The sequence below is a fragment of the Phycisphaerae bacterium genome (genome assembly GCA_012729815.1).
Taxonomy (GTDB): Bacteria; Planctomycetota; Phycisphaerae; order JAAYCJ01; family JAAYCJ01; genus JAAYCJ01.
Map to the genome: position 1 here is coordinate 1 of JAAYCJ010000193.1, position 11,343 is coordinate 11,343.

The window sequence follows — 11,343 nt, forward strand, 5'->3', positions numbered from 1 at the left end:
AGCGATCCACCAGCGGCGGCGAGGGCGAGGTCGGCGGTTGGCGGCCGGAGGGTTTCGAGGGCGACAAGGGCTCGGGCGTAGGCGAGGCGGTCGCCGCAGAGGGCGACGGCGTGGTCGTCGCAGCAGTGTTCACGCTCAGCCCGGATACGACGCGAGACCCACCAGACGGCTGGGTGGTGGAACAGCAGCGTCTCGATTACCGTCTGGATGAGGTTGACCAGGTAATCGTAGCGGCGGATGTGGGCTAACTCGTGGGCCAGAACGGCTTCGATCTGCTCCGGCGGCAGGCCGGTCAAAGCGCCCAGCGGCAGCAGGATCACCGGTCGCAGATGCCCGATCACGATCGGCACCTGGGCCAGCGACGACTCGACCATCGCCACCGTGCGGGTGATGCCCAACCGCTCAGCCAACTCAGCCAATCGCCGTTGCCAGTGAACCGGAGCCGGTTCGGCCGGTCCGCGACGAATCCGCTGAGCGGTATACCACGAGAGGGCCAGCCGCCCCGAAAGCAGCGCCACCCCGATCAGCCATCCGGCGACGATCAGGTCCAAATGGGCCTCCAGGATGGCGAGCCAATCGACACCCGGCGAAGAGGGTGGCTCGATCGGCGTCGTCGGCGCGACGCCTGGAGGTGTTTCGGCGGTGATGTTGAGAGATGACACGACGGCGGGCGGCGAGGCATCCGTTGCAGCCGGAGTCGCATCAACGGGCGGCGGCTCGGCGACATGGATCGGCTGACCGGATGGCGGAGCATCGATGGCGATGAACGTGCCGAGCGGCAGGGCGGCCATCATGACCAAGGCTGCGCACGCCGCCAGATAACGTACGTTGGCGAGACCATTCTTCAGAAAGGCCAACACGACCGCCAACACCAGCGCCACGGCCGCCGCCTGCCAGACCAAGTGCACCAAGGTCCAGCCGAGGCGGTGGACCACGTCCGGAGGAAGAACCGCATCAAGGGGTGTCATGGCTTGTCCTCCCCGATCCGATCCAGCAGCCGACGAATTTCATCGAGTTCCTCAGGCGAGGCCTTGCCGGCCAACAGGGCCTGGGCGATCAGCGTCCGGGCCGATCCGCCGAACGCCCGGTCCAGCAGGTCGCGAACGAGCTGCCGCTGGGTCTGCTCGCGGGGTAGTTTGGCCGCGTAGACGTGCGAACGCGACGTCTCATCGCGGATCACCAAGCCCTTCTCAGTCATGATCTGCATGAGCTTGAGGATGGTGGTATAGCCGACCCCTTGCCCGCCGGAAAGCTGCTCGTGGACCTCCTTGACCGTGCTGGGCCCTCGCTGCCAGAGGACCTGGAGAATCTCCAACTCGGCATCCGTCGGCCGCTGTGAGGATTTGCGTCCCATCGCCACGCCTCCTTTCGGACTTTGATTGTCCGGGAGACATTGTATACGATGGTCTTCGTAGTGTCAACGAAATAATTCGTAGAAGTTCGAAACAACGCGCCGGGTTGGGCGGGTGGTCACGGACTGCCAGCCGGGGCGGACGTTGAGGTCGGTTCGGCGTCCTCGAAAATCGCAATCGGATAGAGGTGGTAGCGGTGGCTAAAGCCGTAGGTGGGCCACCAGGCGCACTGCTCGGAGGCGGGGCCGATGCGGGCCCGCATGATGTTGAGCCCCCAGACCGCGTCGGCGGTGATCTTGGCCTTGTCGAGTTCGTCGGCTGGGATGGCGAACTCGCACGCCCAGTAGCCGCGGTCCTCAAAGACCTTGCCCGCGTACTGGCAGGCGTAGTTGTGGCTTATCCACCCGCTGCCCATGTTCAGGTCGGCCAGCGCGCCGGCGGCGTTGATCACGAACTGGTGGGCTTTGGTTTCCTGCAGCGCGGGATCGAAGAAGATCTCGACCGAGTCGTCCTGCCAGACCGGGCTGTCGCGGCGGGTGCACTTGATGACCAGTTCGTCGAGGTCGTCCTCGTGGCCGATGATCGCGAGGTAGAGCTTGCCGTCGCGGTGGCCGATGTAGAAGTCGGTCTTGCCGGTGACCTGGCGGGCGACGAAGCGGCTGGTGGCGTGGTAGAAGGGGTGGCCCTCATAGCGGAAGGCGGAGTTCCACGCCTCGTCGCTCGGGTCGCCGTCGATCCTGGGCTCGGCGGCAAGACGGGGGATTCGCAGCAGGGCCCCGTTCTCCTCAGCCAGGGCCAACGCCTCTTCCTTTCGGCCGATGGCCAGATGGTGGCGGACGAGCCGGATGCGGGCCTGGTGGCTGGCCGGGTCGATGGCCAGGGCCTGATCCAGAAGCTGCTCGGCCTGGTCGATCTGTCCGCGGGAGTCGGCCTCGATGGACTGGGTGCAGAGGAACTCGATTTCGCGGCCGACCACCGAAAGCGCGAGCATCCGCAGGTCCTCATCCGTCTCCTTCGCCGCCTGTTCCTGACACCGCTGGACCAGGGTCTGGCGCTGCTCCAAGGTCATCTTCTTCCACAGTTCGTCGTTGATGACGTTGCGGTCGCCGCGGCGCCAGCGGGCGTTGCCGGTCCCGACCAGGATGCCGTAGACGCCGCGACGGACCTCGAGGTCCGGGTCGGCCACCATCTCGAAGACGTCCGGCTGATGGGCGCTGTCCAGATAGACCGAAACGCAGAAGACGGCCCGGCGGCGGATGACCGGATCCTCGTCGGCCAGGCCGGCGGTGATGGCGGCGATGATCTCGTCCTGACGGCCGCTGGCGGAGAACCGCCGGGCGAGCAGTTCGATCAGTTCGGCACGGAACTCAGCGGGCGCCGACCGGTCGGCCAGGGCCTCGAGCATCGGCGTGACGGTGTCGCCGCGGGCCAGGTTAAACCGCATCCAGAGGTCCTGCTGGTCGCCTTTGCCCGCGCGGAGCTTCTGGAGCAGAACCTCCGGCTGCTGGGAATAGACGTTCCACTTGACGGTGCCGAAGAAGGCGACGACGACGGACAGGATGATGCCGGCGATGATGGCGATCCGTTTCACGTTATCACCTCACGTCATAGCGAAGGAATGAGACGTAGCTGAGCATGAGAAACACCAGCGCCATGCCCGTCAGAATGCCCGCGTCGAGCAGCACGGCTTTGGCGTACTCGCTTCCGGCGGGCGGCGTGTAGACGAACGCGGGCGGAGCGCCCGGGGTTTCCTTGGCCCAGTCGAAGTTGCGGTCCGTCGATTGCCGTTCGAGGCGGACCTGGTCGCGCTTGGCGACCCGGGCGAAGGCGAAGTCGCACAGTTTGAGCTGGTAGTCGTGGAGCTGGTTGAGGAATTGGCGCTTCTGGAGCACGCCGGTGTCGGTCAGTTCGGTGGCGGCCAGGGCGAAACACGAGAAGGGCGAGACCCGCGAGATCCAGCGGCCCAGTTCGATCTGTGGGTCGAGGCTGCGGACGGACTTCTCGTCCAGCTTGCGGAACATCTCGATGCTCAGGCGGTGGGCCCGCGTCTCGCACTGGTCCTCGAAGGCGGACCGCTCGTAGCCGTCCTTGAGGCCCTTCTTCTCGCCGTCGCCTTCCCAGACGTTCCAGTCGACGTTCTCCCACCAGTGCTCGCCGACAAAACCGTGCTGCCGGTCGTACTCCTTCATCGGCGCGTCGACCTCGCGCTGCCAGAGATCCCACAGGACGGCGAGCTGGGCCTTCTGGGCCTCGACGGGATTCTCACCCTCGCGCCACGCTTGGGCCAGGTAGGGGCTCAGGTTCGGCACGGCCAGGATCGCGATCAGCCAGATCGTCACCAGCACCATGATGCTGGTCGACGACCGCGGCGTGACCGAGGACACCCACACCGCCATCGAGTAGACGGCGGCGATGAACAGCAACGCCAGGCCCGCGATGGCGGCGAACCTATGCCACTGCTCGACGGTCAGGGCCACGTCGGCCTGCGTCATGACGACCGCCGCGCCGGCCAGAATCGCCAGAATAAACGGCAGCACCAGCGTGACGTACCCGCCGATCCACTTGCCCAGCAGCACGGTGTCGCGCGGCACGCTGTACGAGAGCATCAGCCGCAGCGTGCCTCGCTCCTTCTCGCCGCAAACCGCGTCGTAGCCGAACACGATCGCCAGCAGCGACATGATCACGCCCACGAAACTGACCATGTCCATGGCGGGAAAAAGCTGGACCAGCCGGTTCAGCGACTCGTTGCGGTGGAGCCGGGCCGGCTGGAAACCGTTGACTCGGGCGGCCATGCCATTGCCCGGATCGACGCCGCGAACGAAAACCTTCAGCGGGTTGGGCCGCTGGATGACCTCGACTCCGCCCCAGATGATGCTCCACGGATGGCCCTTCTCCAGATCGGCCAACTGCTTCTTGAGACGTGCCGAGTTTTCGTGGTAATCCTTCATCGCGGCGTCGTAGTCCTGGAGCCGTACGAACAGGCTGCACAGGATGACCACGAAACACAGCACGCACGCGATGGCGAACCGCAGGCTCATCAGGTGTTCGAGAATTTCCTTGCGTATCAGTTCGGTCAGCATGGCAAAGACCTCTCTGGTTCTAGCGCACGTCGTAACGGAGGAACCGCATGAACGCAGCCATGAAGCAGACCACGTTCAGAATGATCAGGATCAGCATGTCGTTCAGGGCGTCCATCAGCGATTGGGCCGCCGAGGCGTTCTGGACCATCAGGGCTGGAAACTCCTCGACCGTCATCTCGGGGAATTTCCAGTCATTTTGCCGCCGGTGCTCCTCGAGCTTGTCGCACTTCTCCTTGTACGTCTGTTCGAGGCGATTGCGGGCCGCGACCAGCCTCTCGTGGGCGGCCGGGCCGGTGTCGGTGAGGGCGACCGCGGCGAAGATCCAGCAGCCGCTGGGCGAGGTGCGGGCCAGCGTCTTGGCCAGACTGAACTGGTCGTGTTTGCGGTCCTCGAAGTAGCGATCCCACTGCCGCTTTCTGGCGTCGCGCTCCTTTTCGAGGCGCTCGCGCTCCTGCTCGATCTTCTTGCCGTAGGCCAGTTCGCCGGTGGTCTGGGTGAGCTGATCGATCTTCAACTGGTACTCCCGGTCGACCGCTTCCTTGTTGGATTCGATCAGGTGCAGCGAAGGGGTCTCTCGGAGAATCTGGGCGGTCACCGGGGCCATATTGGGCACCGCGATGATAAACGTGACCCACAGAAACAGGCAGACCAGCAGGCTGGTGGCTGAGCGGTCCGTGGCGGCCGAGACGAACAGGCTCAGGTTGAAGAACACCGCGATGTACAGGCACGAGGTCAGCAGCAGCAGGCCGATGCGGGTCAGTTGCTCCGAGTTGGCGGCCAGCACTCCTTGCGACCAGGCGTAGACCAGCCCGCCGATTGTCGCGATCAAAAACGGGATCATCAGGACGAGGTACCCGCCGATCCACTTGCCCAGCAGCACCAGGTGACGCGGCACCGGGTTCGAAAGGGTCAGCCGCAGCGTGCCCGCCTCCTTCTCGCCGCAGACCGCGTCGAACATGAACAGAACCGCCAGAAGCGAGAGCACCACGTTGACCACGTAGATGAAGTCCGGCACCTGCAGCAGGCCCAGCAGCGGGTTGCGGGTCAGGCCCCGGTCCACCTCCTTGGCCCCCCAGCGGTAGGTGTTGATCGCGATGGGATTGATCGACTGCATCCCGTGGCCGAGCCACGAAAGGGCCGAGACGGGCACCGCGTCGAGCTTGCCGTCGTCCCAGAACAGCCGCCAGCCGATCCGGTCGTGGTCGTCCTGCGTGATGATGCCCTTGAGGTGCTCCTGGTAGGCCCGCACCCGGGCCCCGTGCTCGGCGATCTCCTGCTCGTAGCCGTTGACCGTCACGTAGATGCTGGTGAAGATCAGCACCAGGAAGATCACGAACGTCACCGCGAACCGGAACGACAGCACGTGCGACAGGATTTCCTTGCGGATAAGGAGTCTGAGCATCATTCCACCCGGGCCGACGTGGCCCCGGCCTCCACCTGTTCCATGTATTCCAGGTAAATCTGCTGAAGATCGACGTCGGCCAGGCGATCCCGGTCGATGACCTCCAGGATCTTGCCCCGCGACATGATCGCCACCCGGTCCGCGATCGCCTTGGCCCGGAAGATGTCGTGGCTGGACATCAGGATCGCCTTGCCTTCCTCGCGCAGCCCGCCGACGATCTCCAGGAACTCGTAACCGCCCTTGGGGTCCAGACCGCTCGTCGGCTCGTCCAGGACGATCAACTCGGCGTTCTTGAGGATCGCGATCGCGATCCCGAGACGCTGGCGCATGCCCTTGGAGAACCCGCGCACGCGGCGGTTATAGGCGTTCTCCGCCAGGCCCACCCGCTTGAACACCGCCCGGTATTCGTCCTCGCTGACGTCGGACCGCCCGCTGAGCCGGGCGAAGAAGTCCATGTTCTGCCGGGCGGTGAAGTTGCCGTAGAGGGTGACGTTCTCCGAGACGTACGCCACGTGGCGCTTCGCCTCCAGCGGGTTCTTCTCGACGTCCACGCCCTGGATCGTGACCGATCCGGAGGTCGGCTCGGTGAAACCGAGGATAAGCATGATCGTCGAGGTCTTGCCCGCCCCGTTGGCTCCGAGCAGGACGAAGATTTCTCCGGCGCCCACATCCAGATCGATCTCGTCGACGCCGACCGTACCGTCCTCGTAGATCTTTTTGAGTTGCCGTATTTCGAGCATGCCGATGGCTCCTTCCTGCCGTGGTTTATCGTCGCGAAATCTTGACGCTGGCCACCGCGATGACCAGGACCAGACCGACCAGAACGCCGACCAGGGCCATCGTGCCGCCCAGGTTGGTCTGGGCCTTGATCCGCACGGTGAAGGTGGTCTCGGTCGGTTCGATGATCTCCAGCCCCGAGTGGCCCTCAGCGTTGACCTTGATGGTGTACTCGCCGACCTGCACGTCGGCCGGCGGTGCCAGGGCGATGGCGAAGGCCTTCTTCTCGCCCGGTTCGACGATCTCCGCTTCGCGCGGCTCGACCTGGCCTTCCCAATCGAGCGGCAGATCCACCTCCGGCGTGACCCGCCGGACGGCCAGCGTGCCGGAATTCAGAACCTGGAACTTCAGCTCGACCGGCTCGCCCTGCTGGACCTCGCGGTAGAGGTTCGGAACGATAAAGTCGAGCTTGCCCACGCCTTTGGGCACGAGTACGAGCTGGACGCGGCTGACCTGAAGCGCGGCGAGCTCCTCGTCGGGAATCTCCTTGCCCTGGTGTTTCTGGATCAGCTCGTGCAGGTCCTCCATCTCGGCTGGGCGGGCGACCACGATCTGAAACGGGATGTTGGTGTCGATGAACCGGGTGTCGAGGTTCTTGGGAATCTCGACCTGGAAGTCGATCATCCGGTCGCTCTCTTCGCTGCTGAACTTCAGCGTGGTCATCTTGGCCATCGTCTTGGGATCGACGAAGGCGAAGCTGATCTCCTGCGGAAAATTCAGCACCCGCAGCGAGAAACTCTGCTCGGTCTTGGCCAACCGCTCCAGGTGCAGGTTGTACTTGATCGTGCTGCCCAGGTCGCCGTGCTGGTCGTACTGGGCCGAGGTGATCGTGGGCAGGTCCTGCAGCGCCTCCTTCTTGAGGAACACGTCGTATTCCTTGATCTCCTCGAGATACTGAATCTGCACGGTCACGTGTTCGACGTCGCGCTTGATCAATCGGAAGTCCAGCGTCACCTTCTCGCCGTAGCGGAGTTCGGGCACGATCTGCTGGAACGGGTCGCCGATGATCGCCTTGGCGCTCTGGGCCGGCTGGTCCAGGCCGCTGCTGTTCAGGTACGCGGTGCCCCAAAGCGTGACGATGATGTTATCGACCTTCAGCAGCGAAGCCAGGTCCGCGTCGGCCGGCGGCGGGTCGCCCTGCCCGTGGCTCATCACCACCCGAGCCTTGCCGATATCGCTGTCGTTTTGAAGCTCGATCGAGGCGATCACGTCCGTCCCTTCGCCGCGGGCGATCCGGGCGTTGGCCACGCGGATCAGCGTCGCGTTCTTGAGGAAGTCCAGCTTCATCTGGTCGAGGTTGTTCTGGGCCTGCTTGTAGAGGATCTTGGCCTCCTCGTAGGCCTGCTGCTTTTCCCGCAGCTTGTTGATCGGCTCGATGTTCTCCTCGAAGAGGGCCTGCGTGTCGTCGAGTTCCAACTTGGCCCGCTCCAGGGCGGCCTGGGCCTTCTGGAGCTCGAGGTTGGCGTGCTCGATCTTGAGCAGGTTGAGCTGGTCGTCGCGCGACAGCGTCGACGGCATGGTGGCCAGTTGGGTCGCCTGGCCGCGGACGACGCCGGCGGCGAACAGGGTCAGCCAGACGATGGCGGCGGTGCGGATGGATTTATTCATGAATTCCCTCGCTTGGTTCGGCGGTCACGGATTCGCCTTGCGGTTCCGGTTCGGGCAGATCGTCGAAGTACCGCATCAGGAACCGCAACTGCTCCTGGGCCTGGACGTGCTGGATCTGCTGGACGAAGTAGACGTCCTGATCCTGGAAGAAGCGGTCGCGGAAGGTCTCCAGTTCATCGTCACTGATGCGGCCGAGTTCCTTGAGCCGCTGCATGGTGTCAAGCCGCTTCTTGGAAATCGACACCGTCTCGGCCAGTATCCGCATCTCCTCCCGCGTCTCCAGCAGGCTCTGGTAGGCCTTGAGCACCTCGACCTCGATCTCGTCGATCGTCTCGCCCAGCAGGTGGCGGGTCTCCTTGAGCCGCGCCAGTTCCCGTATGTACTTGCCACGCCGCTCAAACCCTTGGAAAATCGGCACTTCCAGCAGTAGATTGAGGAACCACCCTTCCTGCTCGGCGGCCAGAACGTCCTCGTCGAGAAATAGCCGAAAGTCAGGGCTGGTCACGAACGACTGGTTCAATACGGGCAAAAACCCCGCGTCGGGCCGGTCGACGTGTTGCTCGGCGAACGTCGAAAGCTGGTAGAGGCCGTCGAGACCGAACAACTCCAGGCCCGCCGCGCCACGGCTGCCCTTCCAGCCGCCCTGGGCCCGGATGTCCGGACCGTATTCCCAGAGCACCTGCCGGGCCTTGCGCCGCTGCTCCATTACCTCCGCCCGGGCCTGGGCGATCGACGTGCTTCGCATCAGGGCCACGTTGACCGCCGACTCCGGCGCCAACTCCAGGGACTCCAGCTCACCGGCCAGCGCCAGATCGGTCGTCCCGACCGGAAAGCCCAGAAGGTCCAACAGGTCCAGTTCCTGCCTGAGAATCTCACGCTGGAGCGCATTGATCCGGGTTTCCTCGTTGAGCATGTTCAGCCGGGCCGTCAAAACATCCAGTTCCGCCACCTGTTTGCGCTCATACAGCCTGACGATCCGCTCGTGCTGCGCGCGGAACTCGCCAAGGAGTTCCATCCGCTCGGCCAACTGCCGCTGACGCAGCAGCACCGTAAAGAACCGCAGCCGCAGGTCGGACAGCACCCGCCGAACGGTGTCTTCGTAGACGAACAGGGCCTCCCGCTGATTCTCCCGGAGCACGATGTCCCGCGGGTTGTCCTTGCCCCACTCGGCCAGCACCTGGGTTAATCGGAAGAACTGGTCGCGGCGGTCGGTAAACAGGTCGCCGGCGATCTTTTCGAGGTTCCGCTGCTCCAGGTCGTAGTACAGGTGCGGCAGGAACCGCGAGCGGGCGATCAGTTCGTCGCCGCCGACCGCCTCGATCGCCGACCGTCCGGCCAGGATCGACTGGTTGAATTCGAGGGCGAAGGCCAAAGCCGTCGGCAGTTCCAGCGGACCGGCCTCGACCAGCTTGGCCGCCACGGCCTCGCGCCGCGACTCGAGGTCCTTCAGTTCCGGCGCCGGCTCAAGATCCTGTGGCCGCTGATAGCGATCCCGGTTGTACTCCGCCAGGCGCTGCGGACCGGGTTTGTCCTTGCGCTGCTCGGCGAGCCGCTGTTCGATCAGCTTCTGGATCGGCGCGTCTGCGTCGTCAGCCAGGTTGCCGTGTCCCGGACGGTACATGTGGCAGCCCAAAAGCGCGCAAAAAACCAGCCCCGCCATTACGGAAAACCGTTTTACTTTCACCCGACTCACTTCCACCTGCCGCTTGATTCTGGATGGTTATGACTTTTATTAATGGAATGCGGTCTGTAGGCACCCTGACCGCATTCATTTGCCTATGTAAGTAAGACGCTCAAAGGAACTGATCCATTCGCCGCTTTTTTGAAAAACGTCAGAGGCCAGAGAATCAGCGCGAAGATACCACGAGTCTACCCGGCCGGAAGAACCATAAGGTGTGCATTATAGCTGCATTTGCGCCCCTGTCAAAACAAACTTCCTTCTCGTTTCTGTAAGTGCTGATCCAGCCGTGAGAAGTGGGGCATGCTCGCGTGTGGCGGGTCGGCGCGGTAGAATCTTCGTGACTATGGCGGAAGTGAATGATCGACAATCAGCCCTTCGATGGTGGGTGGTCCCGGTTTTCGGGCTGCTGCTGATTGCTTTGGCTGCGGCGATGTGGTTGTTACGAGGTGCCGGTTCGGCCGGGCCGGTGGCGATCGACAGCGGGCGGTTCACGATCATGGGGACGTTCGCCCGGATCCGGATCGAGGCCTCGGCTGCGGACGCCGGAAAGGAGGCCCTGGCCCGGGCGATGACGGCCCTGGACGACGTGGACCGGCGGCTGAGCACCTACCGCGAGGATTCGGAACTGTCGCAGGTCAATCGCGACGCTGCGGAGCGGCCGGTGGCGGTCTCGGCCGAGACGCTGATGGTGCTGGAGAGGTCGCTCGAATATAGTCGGGAGACCGACGGGGCGTTCGACATCACGGTCGTTCCGCTGCTGGCGCTATGGAAGCAGGCGGCCCGGGAGGGCCGGATGCCGACGGATGACCAGATCGCTGCGGCCCAACAACACGTCGGCTGGGCGAAGGTGCGGCTTTCGGCGTCTCCGCCGATGGTGCGGTTCGTCGAGGATGGGGTGCGGCTGACCGTCGATGCGATCGCCAAGGGGCACGCGGTGGATCGGGCTTTGGATGCGATCCGTGGGCCGGGCGTGACGGCTGGTCTGGTCGATATCGGAGGCGAGGTGGCTTCGTTCGGACGGCGGTGGACCGTCGGCGTCCAGGATCCCTTCGCGGCTGAGGCCGGTGACGCCCTGGGCGAAGAGGCGGGCTGGCGGATCGGTCTGACCGACGCAGCGGTGGCCACCAGCGGTAACTACCGGCGGTACGTGACCATCGGCGATCGGAAGTTCAGCCACATCGTCGATCCTCGGACGGGCCGACCGGCTGAGAAGCTGCCCAGCGTCACTGTGATCGCCCCGCGCACCATTGATGCCGACGCCCTGGCCACCGCGGTTTCGGTGCTCGGACCGCAGGAGGGTCTGGCCCTGATCGAGCGGATCGAGGGTGTTGAGGCCCTGCTGGTCGCCGGTTCGAAGGATGCGCCGCAGACGCTCCGCTCATCGGGCTTTGCCCGATTCGAATTGGCTCAGCCGGAGGTGACGCCATGAGGCGGGTTGCCGTG

The 11,343-nt window shown here is 64.3% G+C and carries 9 protein-coding genes; 1 reads left to right on the forward strand and 8 read right to left on the reverse strand.

The annotated features are described in order from the left end of the window. The 8 genes from GXY33_12940 to GXY33_12975 form a co-directional block, all read right to left on the reverse strand. Nucleotides 1-968 (reverse strand): M56 family metallopeptidase (locus GXY33_12940; protein NLX06038.1); only part of this gene is annotated, 968 nt, incomplete at its 3' end. After that, nucleotides 965-1,354, reverse strand: coding sequence for a BlaI/MecI/CopY family transcriptional regulator (locus GXY33_12945; protein ID NLX06039.1), 390 nt, complete (start codon nt 1,352-1,354; stop codon nt 965-967). The genes GXY33_12940 and GXY33_12945, both read right to left, overlap by 4 nt. Nucleotides 1,355-1,470: 116 nt before the next feature. Next, on the reverse strand, nt 1,471-2,943 hold the full coding sequence (locus GXY33_12950) for a tetratricopeptide repeat protein (protein ID NLX06040.1): 1,473 nt from the start codon (nt 2,941-2,943) through the stop codon (nt 1,471-1,473). Between the two features lie 4 nt (nt 2,944-2,947). After that, nucleotides 2,948-4,432 carry an ABC transporter permease gene (locus GXY33_12955; protein NLX06041.1) on the reverse strand — a complete coding sequence of 495 codons (1,485 nt, stop codon included), beginning with the start codon at nt 4,430-4,432 and terminating at the stop codon, nt 2,948-2,950. A gap of 19 nt (nt 4,433-4,451) precedes the next feature. Continuing rightward, nucleotides 4,452-5,834 carry an ABC transporter permease gene (locus GXY33_12960; GenBank protein NLX06042.1) on the reverse strand — a complete coding sequence of 461 codons (1,383 nt, stop codon included), beginning with the start codon at nt 5,832-5,834 and terminating at the stop codon, nt 4,452-4,454. Beyond that, nucleotides 5,834-6,574 carry an ABC transporter ATP-binding protein gene (locus GXY33_12965; protein ID NLX06043.1) on the reverse strand — a complete coding sequence of 247 codons (741 nt, stop codon included), beginning with the start codon at nt 6,572-6,574 and terminating at the stop codon, nt 5,834-5,836. Before GXY33_12965 ends, GXY33_12960 begins: the two co-directional genes overlap by 1 nt. A gap of 25 nt (nt 6,575-6,599) precedes the next feature. Then, on the reverse strand, nt 6,600-8,219 hold the full coding sequence (locus tag GXY33_12970) for a hypothetical protein (GenBank protein NLX06044.1): 1,620 nt from the start codon (nt 8,217-8,219) through the stop codon (nt 6,600-6,602). Beyond that, entirely contained in the window at nt 8,212-9,903 is a 1,692-nt protein-coding gene (locus GXY33_12975) for a TolC family protein (GenBank protein NLX06045.1), read from the reverse strand. The genes GXY33_12970 and GXY33_12975 overlap by 8 nt, the downstream gene beginning before the upstream one ends. 340 nt (nt 9,904-10,243) lie before the next feature. On the opposite strand from GXY33_12975, the gene GXY33_12980 reads away from it, so the two are divergent. Beyond that, nucleotides 10,244-11,329 (forward strand): FAD:protein FMN transferase, encoded by a 1,086-nt coding sequence (locus GXY33_12980; protein NLX06046.1) that lies wholly within the window; start codon nt 10,244-10,246, stop codon nt 11,327-11,329. The last annotated feature ends 14 nt before the right edge of the window (nt 11,330-11,343 follow it).